Below are 22,169 nucleotides of genomic sequence, written 5' to 3'. Positions count from 1 at the left end.
ACAGCGGATAAGGTGCTTAACCTACGCTGATACCGAGGCCGTCTGAAACCCAACCGTTCAGACGGCCTTTTTTTCTACCTAGCCAAAGCTCGTTGCAAACTCTGCGTCCAAGCGGTTCTAAATGCGGCATCTTTCGCAAAAAGTTTGTATAGCTCTAGTTCATCCCGATGGCGTTCGCTCATCACATCGCGCAAAATGGCTTGGAAAGCTAATTCACGGGTATGAACATCCGGGTTGTTTTGATATTTCTGCTCAAAGTCTTTATGGCTACGAATGCGCTCAGTAATATTGATAAATTTTACCCGTTGTTCATCCGGCGTTGCGCTCCAATCTTGAAACCATCTTTCGTTAAATACACGAATAATTTCATCAATCGGATCTTTTTCTTTATCTTCACCATGCGTGCCGCGTGGATTGGGATTTTGTGGGTCAAGCTCTGTTTCTTCATCATCTAATTTAATACTGTAATTCAGTTTGGTGCGCGCCAAGCCGTAAGAGCTTAAATCCACAGCATCTAAAATTTCATCAAATTCATCCATCGGATCTTGTACTTTTAATTTTGGTACTAAAAATTTGAGGAACCAATAAAGCTTCTCCCAAGCGATATTTTCAAAATTGATGATGGAGGCCATTTGCCCGTAAATTTTTAAAAACTGTTTTGCCTTGATTTTAAAATCGACTTTTTGGGTTGGCTCAAGCGCCAACTCATGGTCGAAACGTTGAACCGCCACATCAATAATACTGCTTAATTGTTGTGCGTCTTTATTGGCAAAATAGCCTTCAGTAAAATCGTTGACCTCCGCTTGTTCATACACACCAGTTTCATCCAACTGATCTTTCAAATCATGCAAGACATTGACATCGGTTGCTTGCGACAACGACGTAGAAGTATAAAACGGCTCAAATGCTTGCTGAATATCTTCAACGCTGTTAAAAAAATCCAACACAAACAAATCTTCCGTGCGTTTACCCAACTTATTCGCACTGCGATTTAAACGAGATAAAGCTTGCACACAAAGTACGCCGGAGAGTTTCTTATCCACATACATGGCACACAATTTCGGCTGGTCAAAACCGGTCAGATATTTGTTGGCCACCACCAGCAAACGATATTCATCTTGATCGAAATATTCTTTGGTTTCACTTTCCGCAAACCCATTCATTTCCGCTTCGGAGTATTCAACGCCATCAACCACTTTACTGCCTGAAAACGCAATCGCAATTTTAAATGGATTGCCTCGCTCAGCCAGCAATCGTTTTAACGCCTGAAAATAGCGGATGGCGGTTTCAATATTTTGCGTTACCACCATGCCCTTGGCTTTGCCTTTGAGTTTTTTACGGTTAAATATTTGCTGGATAAAATGATCCAGCATGATTTCCGCCTTGGTATCAATCGTTTGTTGCGAACGCTCTACATAAGCTTTCAGACGGCTTTGTGCCTTTTTACTATCAAACTCCGGGTTATCTTCAATCGATTTAGTGATCTCATAAAAACTTTTATAAGTGGTGTAATTCGCGATCACATCCAAAATAAAGCCTTCTTCAATCGCCTGTTTCATGGAATAAAGGTGGAACGGCTTAAATTTACCATCCGCCTGTTTCTCGCCGAATTTTTCCAAAGTGCTGTTTTTCGGTGTGGCGGTGAAAGCAAAATACGACGCATTGCCGCGCATTTTGCGGGATTGCATGGCTTGTAAAATCAAATCTTGCACATCTTCGGCATCAAAGTCTTCCGTTTTGCTGATGGCTCGGTTCATGTTGTCGTGTGCCGAACCGGATTGTGAGCTGTGCGCCTCATCAATAATCACCGCAAATTGTTTATCACCCAAATCAGCAATGCCATCCACAATAAACGGGAATTTCTGAATCGTGGTAATAATGATTTTTTTGCCCTGCTCAAGCGATTGGCGCAATTCTGCCGAACTCAACGCCGGCGCAACAATGTTTTTCACTTCTGAAAAATCTTTGATATTGTCGCGCAACTGCTTATCCAGCAAACGACGGTCGGTAACGACAATCACCGAATCAAAAATCGGGCGGTCTACCTCTCTGCCGTTTGCCGCCTTTTCATTGCGCGGATAAGCCTCAATCAACTGATACGCCAACCAAGTAATGGAATTAGATTTGCCCGAACCGGCAGAGTGTTGAATCAGATATCGTTTGCCCACGCCTTGTTCGCTGACATCAGCAATCAAACGGCGCACCACCTCTAATTGATGATAGCGGGGGAAAAAGAGTGAGCGTTTCTCCAGCGGATCTTTGGTTGAACCATCTAAACGCATAAAATGCTGAATAATGTTGGCAAGGCTGGCTTTACTGAACACCTCTTGCCATAAATACGCCGTGCGGTGTCCGTTTGGATTCGGCGGATTGCCCTTACCGCAGTTGTTGCCCAAATTAAACGGCAAGAAAAACGTAGCAGGCCCCGCCAATTTGGTGGTCATATAAGCTTCTTCCGTATCTAAGGCAAAATGTGCCAAACAACGCCCGAAATGAAACAGCGTTTGGCTTAAATCTCGGTTGCGGTATTGCTTTTGGGCATCAATGGCCGTCTGACCCGTCCAATGGTTTTTCAGCTCAAGGGTAATAATCGGCAAGCCATTGACAAACAGCACCATATCCACCGTTTCATTACTTGAGGCAGAATAAGGCACTTGGCGCATACAGCTAAACAGATTCTGTTCAAAACGCTGCTTGACCTTTTCGCCGCTGCTGGCAAGCGGAACGGGGTAGAGCAAATCAAAATGGGCGCTATCAATATCCAAGCCTTTTTTCAGCAGGTGCAACACGCCGTTTTTCTTTATTTGGCGGTCTAACCGCTCTAGAATTTTACGTTGCCAGTCGTTTGGGTTTAGCTGTTGAAAACGGGCAAGTTCTGCCTCTTGGCTGGTTTGCAGGAATTGCCAAAACAGGCGTGTGTCAATCGCAAACTGCGCATCAAAATCCTGTGAAAATGCCAGCTCAAAACCATGATGGCGCGGCAGGTATTCTGCCTTCGGCTCGCCCAGCTTATTTTCCATGTTTTCACGCCAAGTGCCGGTTAAAGCTTTTTCGATGGCAATTTCTAAATCTTTTTCCTTAGTTCCTGAAACCATTTTTCACCCTTTTGTGAATGTTTTAAAATTTATTCATTACGCCCAAGTTGCGCTGCCAATATTCAAAATCCATCGGATTTTTTGACCGCACTTTTCACACCGATACCCGCACCTTGCCGGTTACCACATCGTTAATTAATACGCTTTTGTATTCTTTCAGCTTTTCAATATGGGCTGTTTTTAATGCGATGGCTTGATTTATTTTTGATACTTGTGTTTCAAGATAATCAGCAATTTTTTGTTGTTCAGAAATTGGAGGAACAGTTATCCATAAATTGGATAAATCTGTTGAGTTAATTGCTGGATAGCTCATACCTTTAGAAAACACAGAAACTTGCTCCGTAAATGCATCACTTTTTGCATATAAATCAAAGAAATTATCTTCTAGGCACTCATTTGACGTTATCACAGCAAACCCTGTCGAAAATATACAATCTTGATGTTCTTCTTTTACCATTGTTATTGCTTTCAAATAAGTTCTTACAGTTGAAACAACGATATCTCCTCTATTGGCTAATCTTCTGGCTCTTGATGGGGCATTTTTAAATGAAAAATTCTCTACTTTTTCGATACCGTTCTCAAAAGATACACTTCCAATATCTACATATTTAATACTCAGGCTACCGTTTGTATTTTCGGGCAATGTGTGTTGATTTATTTTTGAAACAAATTTCAACTTTTTCACTTCCCAATGCTCCGGCACTTGCCCTATCCATTCCACACCGGAATCTTTTAAAGGCACATCAGGGTTTAAGCCTCGGGTTACGGCATTTTGAATCAGAATCTGCTTGTGCTCTTTCAACAGGGCAATCTGCTTTTCCGCCAAATCCACCGCCTGATCGATTTTGGCAGTTTTGTCGTCTAGGAATTGTGCGATTTTTTGTTGTTCGGAGAGAGGAGGAATTGGAAAATACAATTTTTTTAAATCATCTTGTGATATTTTCATTCTTATTGTATTCATTTTGCCATTTTCACCGAATTTTATAAGAATTCCTTTACCAAATCGTAATAATCCTCTTTGAAAATTTTCATTTTTAAAAATATTTTCATAATAAGATAAATTTGCTCTTTGATTATATAAAGATAAAGCATAATACACAGGGCTAATAGCGCCAAAATATTTTGATACCCCAACAGCACCAACGATAACATTCATACTATTAAGAACAATATCATTTGGATATGCTAATTTATAGGAAGATAAGTCATCTTTTCTTTTATTTCCGCCTCTATTTTCATCTGAATATTCAGTAACTCCATTTGCAATGGATAAAGATAATATATTATCCGTTTTAATCGGATCATTTTTTTCATTTCTAAATTTAAAAATAGATCTAATAGGCAAACACTCCCAATGACTCGGTATTTCCCCCAGCCATTCCACGCCCGAATCTTTGTAACTCTCGTATCGTCTCATTTGCAAAAAATCCTTAAAATCTGACCGTTTGAATATACCCAATGCAGCTTATATGTCTAAAATCTCACTAATCAAGCCGTCAGCCTGTTTTTCTAACGCTAAAATATCTTGGGCAACTTCCGCAAGGCTGCGTAATGGTTTGTGGCGGTAGAAGTATTTATTGAAGCTGATTTCATAGCCAATTTTCACGCTTTCCATATTCAGCCATGCTTCGCTGATGTGCGGTTGCACTTCGGCTTTGAAATAATCGTGGATATTTTGTTTAAGCGGTATGGATTCGCTGTCGCGTAAGTCGCTGCTGGTTTCATATTGGATATATTCGCCTGCTTTGCCGGTGGCGTAATAGCCAAAGTCTGCCAGCTCGTCGGCTTGGCATTGGTAGCGTTGGCAAAGAGCACCCAATTCGTTTGGTTTGAGCTTAAGTGTTTTGGCAATCACTTTAGCGGCATCTTCGTTGTACCAACTTACGGCATTGAAAATGGCCTTTTTCTCTGTGGCAGAAAGGGTGGTTTTTTCGGCTTTCAGACGGCCTTCCACGGCTTGTTTGAATTGGTTGAAATCGTCAAATTGGGTTGAGCCGAAATGTTCGAGCAAGGTTGAGGCCGTCTGAAAAAGTGCGGCGGCTTTTTCCCACGTTTTAATATCCAGCAGCTTGGCTTTGTTTTTGTTGTTTAAGGCAATGCCCTGCGCTTCGCACCAAGCGGCAATTTCTTGCTCGGTTTCGGCTAAATATTCTGCGTTGTAAACTTGTTCGCCATGTTGCTGATAGAGATATTGCATGGGCTCAAACAGGGCTTTGTCAAAACGTAAAGACGCAATATTTTCTGCGGTAAATTGTGCAGAACGACGATCCGGGCGTTCGATGGTGACTTTGTAATAGCCGAAATCTTGATTGTCAAAAATCTGCGAAGCTAAGCCGACCGCTTCATTTTGGCTGTCGGTTTCGCGCGCTTTAGCGGTGAAATCAAGATAGTTTTGGGTAATCTCTGCAATATGCTCTGGGGCAAATTCACAGTTTTTGTCGCCTAGGTTTTTACGCAACTTACGGAATAAGAGGCTGGCATCAATCAGCTGTACTTTGCCTTTGCGCGCTTCGGGTTTGTTGTTGGACAGCAACCAAATATAGGTGGTAATGCCTGTGTTGTAGAACAGGTTGTTAGGCAGCTGTACGATAGCTTCCAGCAAATCGTTTTCAATGATATGGCGACGGATGTTGCTTTCCCCTGAACCTGCATCGCCGGTAAAGAGGCTTGAGCCGTTATGTACGGAGGCTACTCGGCTGCCGATTTTGTTGTCATTCGGCGATTTCATTTTGCTGACCATTTCCATGAGGAATAGCAGCTGTCCATCGCTAGAGCGTGGCGTGGCATCAAGAACTTCTTCTTTTCCCCAGTAATCAGGCAAGCTGACTTTAAAGCGGCTGTCGATAACCTCATTGCCGTCTTTAATATAAGCTTGGTCGCTGCTCCAGCTTTTGCCGTATGGCGGATTGGAAAGCATGAAGTCAAAGTAATTGCCTTGGAAGCTGTCGGTGGCAAGGGTGGAGCCGACTTTGATGTTTTCGGGATTGTCACCTTTAATCATCATGTCGGATTTGCAGATGGCGTAAGTTTCGTCGTTGATTTCTTTACCGAATAAGAAAATTGAGCGCTCGCCTTGCGATTCTGGCAGCGGATATTTTTGTTCAATAAAGTTTTGTGATTCGGTCAGCATACCGCCGCTGCCGCAAGCCGGGTCGTAAATCGTAATAATTGCCGGGATTTGGTTTTTGAGCGGATCAAAGACCAAATGCGTCATCAGCTCAATTACTTCGCGTGGCGTAAAGTGTTCGCCGGCTTCTTCGTTGTTTTCTTCGTTAAATTTACGGATCAGTTCTTCAAACACATAGCCCATGCCAAGATTGCTTAAGGCAGGTAATTTGTTGCCATCCGGGTCTTGTTGCTCTTTAGGCGTCAGGTTGACGTAAGGGGAGACAAATTTTTCCAACACACTCAGCAAAACATTTTTATGGGACATGTGGCGGATTTGTTCACGCAGCTTGAAGCAGTTGATAATTTCCTGCACGTTGGCACTAAAACCATCAAGATATTCTTCAAAATTGGCCAGCATATACTGCGGCGTATTGCTGGCGGTTTGATAGAGGGATTTCAAGGTCCATTTTGAGGTGTTATAAAAAACATGGCCGGTAATTTTTTTAAGGGGAAGGTCATCCAATTCGGTGAATACCAATTCTTCTTTTTGAAAGCGTACTTCTTCCAATACCGCTTCTTTGCTTGGCTCAAGCAAGGTATCCAAACGGCGAAGCACAAACATCGGCAAGATCACATCACGATATTTACCGCGCACATAGACATCGCGCAGACAATCGTCTGCAATGCTCCAGATAAAAGAAACCAGCTTGTTATGAACTGAATGATCCATATTTATTCCCACTTAATATTACGAAATTATTCTGGGTATTGTTGCCTATTTTGAATAAGGATTCAATTAGAAACATTGCTTATCTTTGTTTGTATTCCTACTTTTGGGGGAATACGCCGATAAACTCAAAAGGCCGTCTGAAACCCAATCGTTCAGATGGCCTTTTTTCAAACCATATTGCTTTGTGTTGCAAACCGGCAGTGTATCCGCCGGCAGAACCGGGGTTTCACTATCAAAAAGCAGCCGAAATATTTATAATCTGTGAATATCCCCATTTTTTCAGACGGCATGTTGCCCTATCGATGTCGCCGGCCGTCTGAATCCCTATTTTCAGGAAAACCCATGATCCGTTTCGAACAAGTTTCCAAAACCTATCCCGGCGGTTTCGAAGCCCTGAAAAATGTCAGTTTCCAGATTAACAAAGGTGAGATGATTTTTATCGCCGGCCATTCGGGCTCGGGCAAATCCACCATTTTGAAGCTGATTTCAGGCATTACCAAGCCTACCAAAGGCAAGGTTTGGTTCAACAATCAAGACCTCGGCACCTTGAGCGACAATCAGATCGGCTTTATGCGCCAACATATCGGCATTGTCTTCCAAGACCACAAAATCCTCTACGACCGCAATGTCTTGCAAAACGTTATCCTGCCTTTGCGGATTGGCGGCTACCAGCCGCGCAAAGCGGAAGAGCGCGCGCGTATTGCGATTGAGAAAGTCGGCTTGAAAGGCCGCGAAAACGATATGCCCATCACTTTGTCCGGCGGCGAACAGCAGCGTTTGTGCATTGCGCGCGCAGTGGTTCACCAACCCAGCCTGCTGATTGCCGACGAGCCGTCCGCCAGCCTCGACCGCGCCTATGCGCTGGATATTATGGAATTGTTTAAAACCTTCCATGAAGCAGGCACGACCGTGATCGTTGCGGCGCACGATGAAACGCTGATGGCGGATTACGGCCACCGCGTCTTGCGCCTGCAGAAAGGACGCCTCGCATGAGCATGATTCACTACATCTCGTTACACGTCGAATCGGCGCGCGCCGCGCTCAAAGAGCTTCTGCGCCAACCCATCGGCACGCTGCTGACCCTGCTCATGCTTGCCGTTGCCATGACTTTGCCGCTGTTCATGTATTTGGGCATCCAAAGCGGACAAAGCGTGTTGGGCAAACTCAACGAGTCGCCGCAGATTACGGTCTATATGGACACCGATGCGGCAAGTTCTGATGCCGATACGGTGAAAAACCTGCTCCAACGCGACAGCCGTATCGATAAAGTCCGCTTTATCAGCAAGCAGGAAGGTTTGGAAGAATTGCAGACCAATCTCGACCAAAACCTCGTTTCCATGCTCGATGGCAACCCGTTGCCCGACGTCTTTATCGTTACGCCCGACCCTGCCACTTCGCCGGATCAGATGCAGGCCATCTATAAAGACATTACCAAGCTGCCACGCGTCGAATCGGCAACCATGGATACGGAATGGGTACAAACCCTTTATCGTATTAACGAATTTATCCGCAAGATTTTGTGGTTCCTCTCGCTGACATTGGGCATGGCCTTTGTCTTGGTGGCACACAACACCATCCGCCTGCAAATCCTCAGCCGCAAGGAAGAGCTGGAAATCACCAAGCTATTGGGTGCGCCCGCTTCCTTCATCCGCCGTCCTTTCCTTTATCAGGCAATGTGGCAGAGTATTTTCTCCGCCGCCGTCAGCCTGGGCTTGTCGGCTTGGCTGCTGGCCGAAGTACAGCCGCTGGTGGACGCGATTTTCAAACCCTACGGTCTGAACATCGGCTGGCGTTTCTTCACATTTAGCGAAGTGTCGCTGGTATTCGGCTTCGTCATCGCGCTGGGCGTATTCGGCGCATGGCTGGCCACCACGCAACACCTTTTGGGCTTCAAAGCCAAAAAATAAGCCTTGGCAAACAGGCCGTCTGAACCATTCAGACGGCCTGAAATCTTATCCTTTCGCAACTTAAACAAACCTTGTGAAAATTTAATACTGCCAAATCTAACAGCAAGGGCATAATCCCTTATAATTGATGGTTTATTATCCATCTCATTTCATTTGTGCGGCATAAACCGTGCAGACAAATAACGAAAGACATCCTGTGGACAAACTCAAAATCTCTGCCAACGGCCCCCTCAACGGCGAAATCATCGTATCCGGCGCAAAAAATGCTGCCCTGCCGCTGATGTGTGCCGGTCTGCTGACTTCCGGCACTTTACGCTTGAAAAACGTACCCATGCTCGCCGACGTCAAAACCACCCAAAAACTGCTGCAAGGCATGGGCGCACGCGTTTTGACCGACAACATCTCCGAATTTGAAATCAACGGCGGCACCGTCAACAACACCTGCGCACCTTACGAGCTGGTAAAAACCATGCGCGCATCCATCTTGGTTTTGGGCCCGACCCTCGCCCGTTTCGGCGAAGCCCAAGTCAGCCTGCCCGGCGGTTGCGCCATCGGTTCGCGTCCGGTTGACCAACACCTCAAAGGCCTCGAAACCATGGGCGCGGAAATCACCATCGAACACGGTTACGTCAAAGCCAAAGGCCGTCTGAAAGGCACGCGTGTCACCATGGACGTCGTGACCGTAGGCGGTACCGAAAACCTGCTGATGGCGGCCACGCTCGCCGAAGGCACCACTATCCTCGAAAACTGCGCCATCGAGCCCGAAGTCGTCGATTTGGCCGAATGCCTCGTTAAAATGGGCGCAAAAATCAGCGGCATCGGCACAGCAACCATGACCATCGAAGGTGTAAAAGAGCTGCACGGCTGCGAACACAGCGTCGTTCCCGACCGTATCGAAGCCGGTACCTTCCTCTGCGCCGTCGCCATGACCGGCGGCAAAGTCGTCCTGCGCAATGCTGCTCCCAAAACCATGGAAGTCGTATTGGACAAACTGACCGAAGCCGGCGCCATCATCGAAGCCGGCGACAACTGGATTTCCATCGACATGCAACAACGCCCCAAAGCCGTGGACATCCGTACCGTCGTCCACCCTGGCTTCCCAACCGACATGCAGGCGCAGTTTATGGCCATGAACGCCATTGCCGAAGGCAGCAGTCGCGTGGTGGAAACCATTTTTGAAAACCGCTTCATGCACGTTCCCGAACTCAACCGCATGGGCGCAGACATCACCACCGAAGGCAACACCGCCTACATCAAAGGCGTAGAAAAACTCTCCGGCGCCGTCGTGATGGCAACCGACCTGCGCGCCTCCGCCAGCCTCGTCATGGCCGGTTTGGTCGCTGATGGCGAAACCATCGTCGAACGCATCTACCACCTCGACCGCGGCTATGAATACATCGAGAAAAAACTCGGCGGCGTAGGCGCAAAAATCGAACGCGTACGCGGTTGATCCCATACGCAGCCGATAAATAAAAGGCCGTCTGAAACACCGGCAATCGGGTTTCAGACGGCCTTTGCGTATTGTTTTGCGGTATAATTCCCGACATCTTTATCCATTGTTTTTAAAAGCACAAACCATGACACGCAAAATCCTTGTCACTTCCGCGCTGCCGTATGCCAACGGCAGCATCCACCTCGGCCACATGGTCGAACACATCCAAACCGATGTTTGGGTACGCTTCCAAAAACTACGCGGCCACGAATGCTACTACTGCTGCGCCGACGACACCCACGGCACGCCCGTGATGCTTGCCGCGCAAAAACAAGGCATCGCGCCCGAAGACATGATTGCCAAAGTGCGCGAAGAGCACCTCGCCGACTTTACCGGTTTCAACATCGGCTACGACAATTATTACAGCACCCATTCCCCTGAAAACAAACAGTTTTCCCAAGACATTTACCGCGCGCTGAAAGCTAACGGCAAAATCGAAAGCCGCGTCATCGAGCAGCTTTTCGACCCCGAAAAACAAATGTTCCTGCCCGACCGCTTCGTCAAAGGCGAATGCCCCAAATGCCACGCCCAAGACCAATACGGCGACAACTGCGAAGTCTGCGGCACGACCTATTCCCCGACGGAACTGATTAATCCGTATTCCGCCGTTTCCGGTGCCAAACCCGAATTGCGTGAATCCGAACACTTCTTCTTCAAACTGGGCGAATGCGCCGACTTCCTCAAAGCATGGACCTCCGGCAACAACCCGCACGACGGCAAGCCCCATTTGCAACCCGAAGCCCTCAACAAAATGAAAGAATGGCTGGGCGAAGGCGAAGAAACCACCCTGTCCGACTGGGACATCTCCCGCGATGCGCCGTATTTCGGTTTCGAAATCCCCGACGCGCCGGGCAAATACTTCTACGTTTGGCTGGACGCGCCCGTCGGCTACATGGCGTCGTTTAAAAACCTGTGTGACCGCATCGGCATCGATTTTGACGAATACTTCAAAGCCGACAGCCAAACCGAAATGTACCACTTCATCGGCAAAGACATCCTCTATTTCCACGCCCTGTTCTGGCCTGCCATGCTGCATTTCTCCGGCCACCGCGCCCCGACCGGCGTGTACGCACACGGCTTTTTGACCGTGGACGGACAAAAAATGTCCAAATCGCGCGGCACCTTTATCACCGCCAAATCCTATCTGGAACAAGGCCTGAACCCCGAGTGGATGCGCTACTACATCGCCGCCAAACTCAACAGCAAAATCGAAGACATCGATTTGAACCTGCAAGACTTTATCAGCCGCGTCAACAGCGACCTCGTCGGCAAATACGTCAACATCGCCGCCCGCGCTTCAGGGTTTATCACCAAACGCTTTGAAGGCCGTCTGAAAGACGTTGCCGACAGCGAATTGCTGGCAAAACTGACTGCGCAAAGCGAGGCCATTGCCGAATGCTACGAAAACCGCGAATACGCCCGCGCCCTGCGCGACATCATGGCATTGGCAGACGCCGTGAACGAATACGTCGATGCCAACAAACCGTGGGAACTCGCCAAACAAGAAGGTCAAGACGAACGCCTACACGAAGTATGCAGCGAACTCATCAACGCCTTCACCATGCTGACCGCCTACCTCGCCCCCGTGTTGCCGCAAACCGCCGCCAACGCCGCGCGTTTCCTCAATCTGGACGCAATTACCTGGGCAAACACGCGCGAAACCTTGGGCGGACACGCCATCAACAAATACGAACATTTAATGCAACGAGTGGAGCAAAAACAAGTGGACGATTTAATCGAAGCCAACAAACAAAGCATTCAGACGACCCCTGCGCCTGTTGAAGACAGCAAATACGAAAAAGTCGCCGAACAGGCGAGCTTCGACGACTTCATGAAAATCGACATGCGCGTCGCCAAAGTATTGAACTGCGAAGCCGTCGAAGGCAGCACCAAACTTTTGAAATTCGACCTCGATTTCGGTTTTGAAAAACGCATCATCTTCTCCGGCATCGCCGCGTCTTACCCAAATCCTGCCGAATTGAACGGCCGCATGGTCATCGCCGTCGCCAACTTCGCCCCGCGCAAAATGGCAAAATTCGGCGTATCCGAAGGCATGATCCTCTCCGCCGCCACGGCAGAGGGCAAACTAAAGCTCCTCGACGTTGACGCAGGCGCACAGCCCGGGGATAAAGTGGGCTAAGTATCAAATCTTAAGGAGAAACCATGTTAAACCTTTCCGCACCGGTACTTAAAGAAATTGAGTTGCTTAATGATGCAGGCTTATCGGTTGGCGCTATTGTTGCAGTGTTGCGTCTGAAGTTTCCGGTAGAGCTCCATGATCGGGAGGACAAGAAAATTGAAGAAGCCGTTCTTCTCATGATCAATCCACCGCGAAAAGCACCTTCTCTTTCCCGCTAAGGTAGCGATACCGGTTGAAAGGTAAATTTGGTTATGCTTCAACAAAAGGCCGTCTGAAACTTTCAGACGGCCTTTTTATTTATCCAAACACTTATTTCCGTTAAAACTTTATCTCAACAATTCATCGGTAACGCGTTGCAGAAATTCGATGCGCTCGGGTTTGGCTTCGCCTGATTCGGCAGCGGCTTTGACGGCGCAGCCGGGTTCGGCGCGGTGGGTGCAGTTGTGGAAACGGCACTGGCCGATAAGGTGGCGCAGGTCGGGGAAGTATTGCAGTAAATCGGCGGCTTGGAGATGGTGCAGGCCGAATTCTTGCAGGCCGGGGGAATCGATGAGTCGGGTTTCTGCGTTTAAATCGTATAGTTGGGCGTGGGTGGTGGTGTGTTTGCCGGAGTCGAGCGCGGTGGAAATGTCGCCGGTTCGGGCGGCTTGGTTGCCGAGTAGGGCGTTGGTCAGGGTGGACTTGCCCATGCCGCTTTGTCCGAGCAGGATGTTGGTTTGCCCTTCTAAAATGGGGCGCAGGATGTCGGCGTTTTCTAATGCGTTGGTTTCGACCACGGAGTAGCCGAGGGTTTCGTAGAATTTGAGTTTCTCGCGCCATTGGGCGGTTTCGGGGAGGTCGGCTTTGTTGAGGACGATGACGGCGTCGATGCCGGCCGCTTCTGCCGCGAGGAGGGCGCGTTGCAACAGGGCTTCGCTGGGAGATGGGCTGGCGGCGGTTACGATGAGCAGTTGGGTAACGTTGGCGGCAATCAGTTTGGTTTTCCACGCGTCTTGGCGGTAGAGCAGGCTTTCACGCGGGAGGTAGTCTTCAATCACGACTTGTTCGCCGTTGATGGGGCTGATGCGGACTTGGTCGCCGCAGGCGAAATCGACGCGTTTTTTGCGGGTGGTGGCGTCATATGTTTGGCCGTCGGGGGTGCGGACAATATAGCGGCGGCCATAGCTGGTAATGATTTGGGCGGTATCGGTCATGATGGGGTTTATTGTTTGGAATGGTGTGATTGTACCGAAAGTCGGCTATGGCCGTCTGAAAACTTGTTTGCACCTTTTAACTTTCTTTGGCTTGGTTTTTGGGTGTTTCTACTCTATATTTGCAATGTATTGGTTTTCAGGAGATTTTTTTATGGATTTCAGTCAGTTGCTCAATCAGGTTTTGGGTGCGGCCCAAAAAGGCGGCAAAGCGGTGGCGGACAGCCCGCTCAATTCTTTCGGCGGCGGCGCGCTGACGGGTGCTTTGGCATCGATGCTGTTGAAAAAGAAAAACGCAAAGAAGCTGGTCAAAACCGGCTCGGTCGCCGCTTTGGGTTTTCTGGCTTATAAAGGCTATCAAAACTGGAAACAAAACCGCCAGCAGGACGAATTGCCGCAAAGTGCGTTCCAACCTGCCGGCCTGATTGGCGAAAACCACAGCCGTGTGATTTTGCAAACAATGATTGCGGCGGCGGCTTCAGACGGCCTGATTGACGATGCGGAACGCGCGGCCATTGAGCGTGAAAGCGGCAGCGATGCGGAAACGGCGGCATGGTTGCAGGCTGAATATGCGCAACCGGCCTCTATCGAGCAAATTGCCGCTTCAGTCGGCAATGACGAGGCTTTGGCAGCCGAAACTTATCTGGCGGCCCGATTGGTCTGCGCGGACTTGTCGCGCAAGGAAATCGTGTTCCTGAGCCGTTTGTCCCAAGCTTTGAATTTGGACGACCAGCTGGTCGAAAGTTTGGAAAAACAGCTCGAATTGGCTTAAGCCGGATTTACAAGGCCGTCTGAAACCTGATTTCAGACGGCCTTTCGACTTAATTTCAGAGTAAAATAACCCTTTCGACATATTAAAGGCTGTCCGAACATGAATAAACTTTTTTCCACATTCAAAACGTTTTTAGCCGCTTCGTCCGTCTTGGTATTGGCCGCCTGCCCGAGCGGCAACGCGCCGCAATCCAAACCTTCTACACAGGGTCAAAATACGGTTTCGCATACTGCACCCAAACCGAAAGCCACGGTTGCGCTGGCTTTGGGCGGCGGCGCGTCCAAAGGCTTTGCCCATATCGGGATTATTAAGGTTTTGAAAGAAAACAATATTCCGGTCAAAATCGTTACCGGTACATCCGCAGGCTCGATTGTCGGCAGTATGTACGCTTCGGGAATGTCGCCCGACCGCCTCGAATTGGAAGCGGAAATTTTGGGTAAAACCGATTTAGTGGATTTAACCTTGTCCACCAGCGGCTTCATCAAAGGCGAAAAACTGCAAAACTACATCAACCGCAAAGTCGGCAACCGCCCGATGCAGCAGTTTCCCATCAAATTTGCCGCCGTTGCGACCGATTTTGAAAGCGGCAAACCGGTGGTGTTCAACGTAGGCAATGCCGGACAGGCCGTCCGCGCTTCTGCTTCGATTCCGAACGTGTTCCAACCTGTCGTTATCGGCAGCCGCAAATATGTGGACGGCGGCCTGTCTCAGCCCGTACCGGTCAGCGCGGCGAAAAAACTGGGGGCAAACTTCATCATTGCCGTCGATATTTCCGCCCGTCCGGCCAAAAACGTCAGCCAAGGCATGTTCTCCTATCTTGACCAAACCTTCAACGTGATGAGCCAAACCGCCTTACACCAAGAATTGGGCCAAGCCAATGTGGTCATCAAACCGCAGGTTTTGGAGCTGGGTTCGGTTGGCGGTTTCGACCAAAAACAACGCGCCATCCAATTGGGCGAACAAGCCGCACGCGCCGCCCTGCCTGAAATCAAACGCAAACTGGCGGCATATCAGTATTAATCATCCGCCGTTTGAACAGGCCGTCTGAAAGTATGTTTTTCAGACGGCCTTTCTTGTGCAAATCTGCTAAAATCACGCGTTTCCTACAAATCATAAAATCCTAAAAAAATGAATATCTTTTACGAAGAGTCCGGCCAATTCAAAGTCGCCACCATCGTCCAAAAAAACGACGCCACCTACCAAGTCGATACCCAACACGGCAAACGCACCAAAGTGAAGGCAAACAATGTCTTTGCCGAGTTTGACGGCGATATGGCGGCATTTTTGGAGAACGCGCAGGCACAGGCAGCGGACATCGACACCGATTTATTGTGGGAAGTATGCGGCGAAGAGGAGTTTACCGCCGAAGCCATCGCCGAAGAATATTACGGCCACGCGCCGACCAAAACCGAGCTGGCGGCAACTTTGATTGCGCTGTACGCCGCGCCGATGTATTTCTACAAAAAAGCCAAAGGCGTGTTCAAAGCCGCGCCTGAAGAAACTTTGAAACAAGCGCTTGCCGCCATCGAACGCAAAAAACAGCAAGACGCGCAAATCGACGCTTGGGCAGAAGCCTTAAAACGCGGCGAGATGCCGTCTGAAATCGCGGCGGATTTGAAAACCATCCTGCACGCGCCCGACAAGCAGTCGCTGACCTACAAAGCCTTTACCAAAGCCGCCGACGCGCTGAAAATCTCCGCCTACGAATTGGCGAAAAAGACGGGCGGTATTACGTCCATCCCCCAATACCTGCAAGACGGTTTTGAAATCAAATACTTCCCCAAAGGAACAGGTTTCCCCGACCTCCCCCTGCCCGAAATGCCCGACCTGCCCAAGGCCGACGTTACCGCCTTTTCCATCGACGACGAATCGACCACCGAAGTGGACGACGCCTTGAGCCTGACCGATTTGGGCAACGGCATGAAACGCGTCGGCATCCACATTGCCGCGCCGTCGCTTGCCGTTAAACCGGGCGACAAAATGGAAAAAAACATCATGGAACGCTTAAGCACGGTTTATTTCCCAGGCGGCAAAATCACCATGCTGCCCGAAAACTGGATTGCCGCGTTCAGCCTTGATGCGGGCGCATACCGCCCTGCCGTTAGCATTTATTTCGATGTGGACAGCGAGTTCAACGTCGGCGCACCAACCTGCAAAATCGAAGCGGTCAACATCGCCGAAAACCTGCGCATTCAAGCCATTGAGCCGCATTTCAACGCTGAAACCGGCTTGGACGAAGCAGGCGAAATGATGTTCGCCCACCATCAAGACCTGATTTGGTTCTATCAATTCGCCATCGCCCTGCAAAAAGCGCGCGGCAAATACGAGCCCGACCGCGCGCCGCAATACGATTACAGCATCGAATTGAATGAGGAAGGCAACGTATCCGTCGTCCGCCGCGAACGCGGTTCGCCCATCGATACGCTGGTCAGCGAGATGATGATTCTTGCCAACAGTACTTGGGCGCAGATGCTCCATGATAACGACCTGCCCGGCCTCTTCCGCGTCCAACCGGCAGGCAAAGTGCGCATGAGCACCAAATCCGAACCGCACATCGGCATGGGCGTGCAGCATTACGGCTGGTTCACCTCGCCGCTGCGCCGCGCCGCCGACTACATCAACCAAAAACAGCTGATCAGCCTGATTGACGACACGGCCGAGCCGCTGTATCAAAACAGCGATGCCGAGCTTTTCGCCGCACTGCGCGACTTCGATGCCGCCTATACAGCCTACGCCGACTTCCAACGCCAAATGGAAGCCTACTGGAGCCTCGTCTACCTGCAACAGCAAGGAATGAGCGAGCTGACGGCTACCATCCTCAAAGAAGACCTCGTCCGCATTGAGGGGCTGCCGCTGGTAACGCGCGCGACCGGTATTCCGTTTGACGCGCTGCCCAAATCGCAGGCATTGTTCAAAATCACTGAATTGGATGCCGAGAAGCAGTTTATCGCGCTCAACTATCAAAAAGCCGTTTTACCGGGCTGATAACATTATTCCGTTTGAAAAAAGGCCGTCTGAACGCAAAAACAGAAATCTTTGATTTCGTTTTCATCCCTGTTCAGACGGCCTTCATCATCTAAAAATGCTACAATTCCCCTTTTCTGCCCATCATTTCAAACCATGAAAAAAAACGCCCCCCAATCCTTTGAAGAAGCCTTATCCCGCCTCGAAACCCTGACCCAGGCCATGCAAAGCAGCGAAATGCCGCTGGAAGACGCCCTGGCCGCCTATCAGGAAGGCAACGAATTGGTCCGATACTGCCAAACCAAATTGGCGGAAGTCGAGCAGAAACTGCAAGTCTTGGATGCCGGCGAACTGAAGGAGTTGAACCTTGAACCCGGAGAATGAACTCAAAACATGGCAGCAAAAAGCCCAAGCGCAGACCGAATTGCTGCTGGCGCATTTCTTGCCGTCTGAAAGCCAAGTGCCGCACACGCTGCACGAAGCCATGCGTTACGTTACCCTCGGCGGCGGAAAACGGCTGCGCCCGCTCTTGGTGCTTGCCGCGTCCGAATTGGGCGAAGCAAACCAAAATGCCGTCGAGCAGGCGATGGCGGCCATCGAAATGGTGCACGTCTATTCGCTGGTTCACGACGATATGCCGGCGATGGACAACGACAGCCTGCGCCGCGGCAAACCGACCTGCCATGTGCAATACGATGAAGCAACCGCCCTTTTGGTCGGCGATGCGCTACAAACCCAAGCCTTTGATGTACTGAGCCGTCCGACAGGTCTGTCTGCCGAACGCCAGCTTGCCATGTTGTCCACGCTGGCCCAAGCATCCGGCAGTCTCGGCATGGCGGGCGGACAAGCCATCGACCTGGCCAATGTCGGCAAAGCCATGAATCCGGCCGAACTGGAACAAATGCACAGCCTCAAAACCGGCGCACTCATCCGCGCGGCCGTAGCCTTAGGCGCACTTTCCTGCCCGGACTTAACACCGGCGCAAATCCAAACCTTAGACCACTACGCCGCCAAATTGGGCCTGGCTTTCCAAGTGATCGACGATGTATTGGACTGCGAAGCCGATACCGCCACCTTGGGCAAAACCGCCGGCAAAGACTCGGACAACGACAAACCGACCTACGTCAAACTGATGGGCCTGCACGCCGCGCGTACTTACGCAGAAACGTTGATTGCAGAAGCCGTTGCCCTGATCGAGCCATTCGGCGACAAAGCCCTGCGCCTGCGCCAACTGGCCGAGTTTGTTACTGCGCGGAAAAACTAAACCTGCGAATAAAATAAAGGCCGTCTGAAACCTGATTTTAGGTTTCAGACGGCCTTTTTAACAGCCTGTTTGGCTGGTTCAACCGAATGCTGAGTCTTTCTAAATACGGCTCAAAAATCCCCCCGCAAACTGCGTTGACAAGCCTCAGCCTGCCTGTTTAATCCAATAGGGCATCTACAAACGCTTTGGCATTAAACGGACGCAAATCATCGATGCCTTCGCCTACGCCGATGTAGCGGACGGGAACTGGGCGGTCAGAGGCAAGGGCGGCAAGGATACCGCCTTTGGCCGTACCGTCGAGCTTGGTGACGATCAGACCGGTCAGACCCAGCGCTTCGTCAAAGGCTTTCACTTGGTTGACGGCGTTTTGACCAATATTGGCATCAAGCACGACAATGATTTCATGTGGCGCATCCGGCATGGCTTTTTGCAACACGCGTTTCACTTTTTTGATTTCTTCCATCAAATGAAGCTGCGTGGGCAGGCGGCCGGCAGTATCGGCCAGCACGATGTCGATCCCGCGCGCTTTCGCAGCTTGGACGGCATCGAAGCAAACAGCGGCGGAATCGCCCGTGGTTTGCGAAATCACGGTCACATTGTTGCGTTCGCCCCAAGCTTGAAGCTGCTCGCGCGCGGCGGCGCGGAAAGTATCACCTGCCGCCAGCAATACAGATTTGCCCTGCGCTTGGAAGTATTTGGCGAGTTTGCCGATAGATGTGGTTTTACCTGCGCCATTGATACCGGCAAGCATAATCACGAAAGGCTCCTTGGTTTCCGGCAAGACCAAAGGTTTTTCCAGAGGCTTAATCAAGTCGTACAGCGCATCTTTCAGTGCGCCGCGCAATTCGTTGCCGTCTTTGAGGCCTTTGAGGCTGACACGGTCGCGCACGTCTTTCATCAAGTATTCGGTGGCTTCCATGCCCATATCGCTGGTAATCAGCACGGTTTCCAGCTCTTCGTACAAATCCTCGTCGATTTGTCCGCCGCCGAACACGCCGGCCAGCGATTTCGCCATTTTATCGCGTGATTTGGTCAAGCCTTGTTTCAAACGTGCGGCCCAACTGAGCTTGGGTTCTTCTGCCGGAGCAGGGGCTTCAGCCGGTGTTTCCGTAACGGCTTCTTGAGCTTGCTCGACAGTCTCGCTAACTGCTTCAACAGCTTCTTCTTTGACCGCTTCTGCCTGTTCTGCTGCTTCTTCAGAAGCCTCAGCTACTTCAGACGGCATCTCGGCAACGGTTTCTTGAACCTGTTCAACAGCTTCGCTGACGGTTTCAACAGCCGTTTCTTTTGCCGCTTCAGCCTGTTCTGCTACTTTTTCAGCAACCTCGGCCGCTTCAGACGGCATCTCGGCAACGGTTTCTTGAACCTGTTCAACAGCCTCACTGACGGTTTCAACGGCCGATTCTTTTGCCGCTTCAGCGTGTTCTTCTACTTTTTCAACTGTTTCAGACGGCGTTTCGGTCAAAGCTTCCCGCACCTGCTCGACGGTTTCACTGACAGTTTCAACAGCCGATTCGACATGCCCTTTGACGCTTTCCGCTAAAGATTCGGCATCTTCTTTAATATTTTCAACTACTTGAGCAACTTCAGATTCTGCTTTTACTGCGGTTTCCTGAACTTGAGCCTCCTCAGGAGCCGGAGTTTCCTGTTTTTTCTTGCGACGGAAGAAGCTGAACATTAAATTTTCCTTTTAATTTTAGAAACTTGAAATAGGGAGTATTGTAGCGTATTTTACGTGGCAAGGTTGTCTGAAAATCAAGGTTGTCAGGTTTTGGCATTTCCAACGTCTAACAAGGCAAACCCTCCATACAGGAAACATAGAGATGAAACCCCGTACCTTCTTTTCCCTTTGCGCCAAGTTCGGCTGCCTGCTTGCGCTTGGCGCCTGCTCATCCAAAATGATGGATACCGAAGCCGCAACCGTACCGCAAGCATTGTCCTCTTTGAAAACTCCTGACAACCGCCCTGCCAGTGTTTTCTTGAAAAAAGACAAACCGACTCTGATTAAATTTTGGGCAAGTTGGTGTCCTTTGTGTTTGTCCGAATTGGGACAAACCGAAAAATGGGCGCAAGATGCAAAATTCGGTTCTGCCAACCTGATTACCGTTGCCTCGCCCGGTTTTCTACACGAGAAAAAAGACGGCGACTTTCAAAAATGGTATGCCGGTTTGAACTATCCCAAGCTGCCCGTCGTTACCGACAACGGCGGCACCATTGCCCAAAGCCTGAATATCAGTGTTTACCCTTCGTGGGCATTAATCAGTAAAGACGGCGACGTGCAGCGCATCGTCAAGGGCAGTATCAACGAAGCGCAGGCATTGGCTTTAATCCGCGATCCCAATGCCGATTTAGGCCGTCTGAAAAACACATTTTACAAACCCGACATACAGAAAAAGGATTCAGCAATCATGAATACGCGCACCATCTACCTCGCCGGCGGCTGCTTCTGGGGCTTGGAAGCCTATTTCCAACGCATAGACGGCGTGGTTGACGTAGTATCCGGCTACGCCAACGGCAAAACGGAAAACCCAAGCTACGAAGACGTGTCCTACCGCGATACAGGCCATGCCGAAACCGTCAAAGTCACCTACGATGCCGACAAACTCAGTCTCGACAACATCCTGCAATACTATTTCCGCGTCGTTGACCCGACCAGCCTCAACAAACAAGGCAACGACACCGGCACGCAATACCGCAGCGGCGTGTATTACACCGACCCCGCCGAAAAAGCCGTCATCGCTGCCGCCCTCAAACGTGAGCAACAAAAATACCAACAGCCCCTCGTCGTCGAAAACGAGCCGCTGAAAAACTTCTACGACGCCGAGGAATACCATCAGGACTACCTGATTAAAAACCCCAACGGCTATTGCCACATCGACATCCGCAAAGCCGACGAACCGCTGCCGGGCAAAACTAAAGACACCCCGCAAGGCAAAGGCTTTGACGCGGCAACGTATAAAAAACCTAGCGATGCCGAACTCAAACGCATCCTGACTGAAGAGCAATATCAAGTTACCCAAAACAGCGCGACCGAATACGCCTTCAGCCACGAATACGACCACTTGTTCAAACCCGGCATTTATGTGGACATCGTCAGCGGAGAACCCCTGTTCAGCTCCGCCGACAAATTCGATTCCGGCTGCGGCTGGCCGAGCTTCACCCACCCGATTAATGCCTCCGCCATTACCGAACACGACGATTTCAGCTACAACATGCGCCGCACCGAAGTGCGCAGTCATGCCGCCGACTCACACTTGGGACACGTTTTCCCCGACGGCCCGAAAGACAAAGGCGGCCTGCGCTACTGCATCAACGGCGCAAGCTTGAAATTCATTCCTTTGGAAGAAATGGACGCAGCCGGCTACGGCGCATTGAAAGACAAAGTGAAATAACGGTTTGAATCGAAAAAGGCCGTCTGAAAAAGATTTCAGACGGCCTTTTTAATTTGCCGGATGTATAGGGTTGGTTTCTTATCTATCAAGAAATCCCAATAACTAAGAAAGTGCG

At 49.8% G+C, this 22,169-nt stretch carries 16 protein-coding genes; 11 read left to right on the top strand and 5 right to left on the bottom strand.

Annotated elements, in window-relative coordinates:
- Positions 1–74 precede the first annotated feature (74 nt).
- From HMPREF2661_RS05055 to HMPREF2661_RS05045, 3 genes are all read right to left on the bottom strand, one after another.
- Entirely contained in the window at positions 75–3,095 is a 3,021-nt protein-coding gene (locus HMPREF2661_RS05055; RefSeq protein WP_070822592.1) for a type I restriction endonuclease subunit R, read from the bottom strand.
- 94 nt (positions 3,096–3,189) lie between these two features.
- Positions 3,190–4,512 carry a restriction endonuclease subunit S gene (locus tag HMPREF2661_RS05050; protein ID WP_070822590.1) on the bottom strand — a complete coding sequence of 441 codons (1,323 nt, stop codon included), beginning with the start codon at positions 4,510–4,512 and terminating at the stop codon, positions 3,190–3,192.
- 48 nt (positions 4,513–4,560) lie between these two features.
- Positions 4,561–6,933 carry a type I restriction-modification system subunit M gene (locus HMPREF2661_RS05045; protein WP_070822588.1) on the bottom strand — a complete coding sequence of 791 codons (2,373 nt, stop codon included), beginning with the start codon at positions 6,931–6,933 and terminating at the stop codon, positions 4,561–4,563.
- Between the two features lie 342 nt (positions 6,934–7,275).
- Here HMPREF2661_RS05045 and ftsE point away from each other — a divergent pair, with 342 nt between their 5' ends.
- The 5 genes from ftsE to HMPREF2661_RS05020 all read left to right on the top strand — a co-directional run bounded on the left by ftsE (position 7,276) and on the right by HMPREF2661_RS05020 (position 12,690).
- Positions 7,276–7,926 (top strand): cell division ATP-binding protein FtsE, encoded by a 651-nt coding sequence (gene ftsE, locus HMPREF2661_RS05040; RefSeq protein ID WP_004519169.1) that lies wholly within the window; start codon positions 7,276–7,278, stop codon positions 7,924–7,926.
- Positions 7,923–8,840: a permease-like cell division protein FtsX gene (gene ftsX / locus HMPREF2661_RS05035; RefSeq protein ID WP_049323027.1), complete on the top strand. Its 918-nt coding sequence runs from the start codon at positions 7,923–7,925 to the stop codon at positions 8,838–8,840. The genes ftsE and ftsX overlap by 4 nt, the downstream gene beginning before the upstream one ends.
- Positions 8,841–9,036: 196 nt before the next feature.
- Positions 9,037–10,290 carry a UDP-N-acetylglucosamine 1-carboxyvinyltransferase gene (gene murA / locus HMPREF2661_RS05030; RefSeq protein WP_049333045.1) on the top strand — a complete coding sequence of 418 codons (1,254 nt, stop codon included), beginning with the start codon at positions 9,037–9,039 and terminating at the stop codon, positions 10,288–10,290.
- Between the two features lie 127 nt (positions 10,291–10,417).
- Positions 10,418–12,472, top strand: coding sequence for a methionine--tRNA ligase (gene metG / locus HMPREF2661_RS05025; protein ID WP_070822586.1), 2,055 nt, complete (start codon positions 10,418–10,420; stop codon positions 12,470–12,472).
- Between the two features lie 23 nt (positions 12,473–12,495).
- On the top strand, positions 12,496–12,690 hold the full coding sequence (locus tag HMPREF2661_RS05020) for a hypothetical protein (RefSeq protein WP_063076351.1): 195 nt from the start codon (positions 12,496–12,498) through the stop codon (positions 12,688–12,690).
- Positions 12,691–12,798: 108 nt separating this feature from the next.
- Here HMPREF2661_RS05020 and rsgA read toward each other — a convergent pair whose 3' ends face one another.
- A complete protein-coding gene (gene rsgA, locus HMPREF2661_RS05015) occupies positions 12,799–13,665 on the bottom strand; it encodes a ribosome small subunit-dependent GTPase A (RefSeq protein ID WP_003686695.1) in 867 nt (288 codons plus the stop codon).
- 151 nt (positions 13,666–13,816) lie between these two features.
- On the opposite strand from rsgA, the gene HMPREF2661_RS05010 reads away from it, so the two are divergent.
- The 5 genes from HMPREF2661_RS05010 (at position 13,817) to HMPREF2661_RS04990 (ending at position 18,662) form a co-directional block, all read left to right on the top strand.
- Positions 13,817–14,434 (top strand): tellurite resistance TerB family protein, encoded by a 618-nt coding sequence (locus tag HMPREF2661_RS05010; protein ID WP_070822584.1) that lies wholly within the window; start codon positions 13,817–13,819, stop codon positions 14,432–14,434.
- 99 nt (positions 14,435–14,533) lie between these two features.
- Positions 14,534–15,454: a patatin-like phospholipase family protein gene (locus HMPREF2661_RS05005; RefSeq protein ID WP_049323020.1), complete on the top strand. Its 921-nt coding sequence runs from the start codon at positions 14,534–14,536 to the stop codon at positions 15,452–15,454.
- A gap of 108 nt (positions 15,455–15,562) precedes the next feature.
- A complete protein-coding gene (locus HMPREF2661_RS05000; RefSeq protein ID WP_049323017.1) occupies positions 15,563–17,419 on the top strand; it encodes a ribonuclease catalytic domain-containing protein in 1,857 nt (618 codons plus the stop codon).
- A gap of 135 nt (positions 17,420–17,554) precedes the next feature.
- Complete coding sequence (locus HMPREF2661_RS04995; RefSeq protein ID WP_003681131.1) at positions 17,555–17,782, top strand: exodeoxyribonuclease VII small subunit; 228 nt, start codon at positions 17,555–17,557, stop codon at positions 17,780–17,782.
- Positions 17,766–18,662 (top strand): polyprenyl synthetase family protein, encoded by an 897-nt coding sequence (locus HMPREF2661_RS04990; RefSeq protein ID WP_049323016.1) that lies wholly within the window; start codon positions 17,766–17,768, stop codon positions 18,660–18,662. Before HMPREF2661_RS04995 ends, HMPREF2661_RS04990 begins: the two co-directional genes overlap by 17 nt.
- A gap of 157 nt (positions 18,663–18,819) precedes the next feature.
- Here HMPREF2661_RS04990 and ftsY read toward each other — a convergent pair whose 3' ends face one another.
- The gene (gene ftsY, locus HMPREF2661_RS04985) at positions 18,820–20,340 is read right to left on the bottom strand and encodes a signal recognition particle-docking protein FtsY (RefSeq protein WP_070822582.1); all 1,521 of its coding nucleotides are present in this window, start codon (positions 20,338–20,340) and stop codon (positions 18,820–18,822) included.
- Positions 20,341–20,485: 145 nt separating this feature from the next.
- On the opposite strand from ftsY, the gene msrAB reads away from it, so the two are divergent.
- Complete coding sequence (gene msrAB / locus HMPREF2661_RS04980; protein ID WP_070822579.1) at positions 20,486–22,054, top strand: bifunctional peptide-methionine (S)-S-oxide reductase MsrA/peptide-methionine (R)-S-oxide reductase MsrB; 1,569 nt, start codon at positions 20,486–20,488, stop codon at positions 22,052–22,054.
- Positions 22,055–22,169 lie beyond the last annotated feature (115 nt).

The organism is Neisseria sp. HMSC061B04 (genome assembly GCF_001836705.1).
Classification (GTDB): Bacteria; Pseudomonadota; Gammaproteobacteria; order Burkholderiales; family Neisseriaceae; genus Neisseria.
This window is presented reverse-complemented; position numbering and strand designations above follow the sequence as displayed.

Coding starts and splice junctions, on each gene's coding strand:
- metG (WP_070822586.1), top strand. CDS start 10,418: ATGACACGCAAAATCCTTGTCACTTCCGCGCTGCCGTATGCCAACGGC.
- HMPREF2661_RS05020 (WP_063076351.1), top strand. CDS start 12,496: ATGTTAAACCTTTCCGCACCGGTACTTAAAGAAATTGAGTTGCTTAAT.
- HMPREF2661_RS05000 (WP_049323017.1), top strand. CDS start 15,563: ATGAATATCTTTTACGAAGAGTCCGGCCAATTCAAAGTCGCCACCATC.
- msrAB (WP_070822579.1), top strand. CDS start 20,486: ATGAAACCCCGTACCTTCTTTTCCCTTTGCGCCAAGTTCGGCTGCCTG.
- HMPREF2661_RS05010 (WP_070822584.1), top strand. CDS start 13,817: ATGGATTTCAGTCAGTTGCTCAATCAGGTTTTGGGTGCGGCCCAAAAA.
- HMPREF2661_RS05055 (WP_070822592.1), bottom strand. CDS start 3,095: ATGGTTTCAGGAACTAAGGAAAAAGATTTAGAAATTGCCATCGAAAAA.
- rsgA (WP_003686695.1), bottom strand. CDS start 13,665: ATGACCGATACCGCCCAAATCATTACCAGCTATGGCCGCCGCTATATT.
- ftsE (WP_004519169.1), top strand. CDS start 7,276: ATGATCCGTTTCGAACAAGTTTCCAAAACCTATCCCGGCGGTTTCGAA.
- HMPREF2661_RS05050 (WP_070822590.1), bottom strand. CDS start 4,512: ATGAGACGATACGAGAGTTACAAAGATTCGGGCGTGGAATGGCTGGGG.
- ftsX (WP_049323027.1), top strand. CDS start 7,923: ATGAGCATGATTCACTACATCTCGTTACACGTCGAATCGGCGCGCGCC.
- HMPREF2661_RS05005 (WP_049323020.1), top strand. CDS start 14,534: ATGAATAAACTTTTTTCCACATTCAAAACGTTTTTAGCCGCTTCGTCC.
- ftsY (WP_070822582.1), bottom strand. CDS start 20,340: ATGTTCAGCTTCTTCCGTCGCAAGAAAAAACAGGAAACTCCGGCTCCT.
- HMPREF2661_RS04995 (WP_003681131.1), top strand. CDS start 17,555: ATGAAAAAAAACGCCCCCCAATCCTTTGAAGAAGCCTTATCCCGCCTC.
- HMPREF2661_RS05045 (WP_070822588.1), bottom strand. CDS start 6,933: ATGGATCATTCAGTTCATAACAAGCTGGTTTCTTTTATCTGGAGCATT.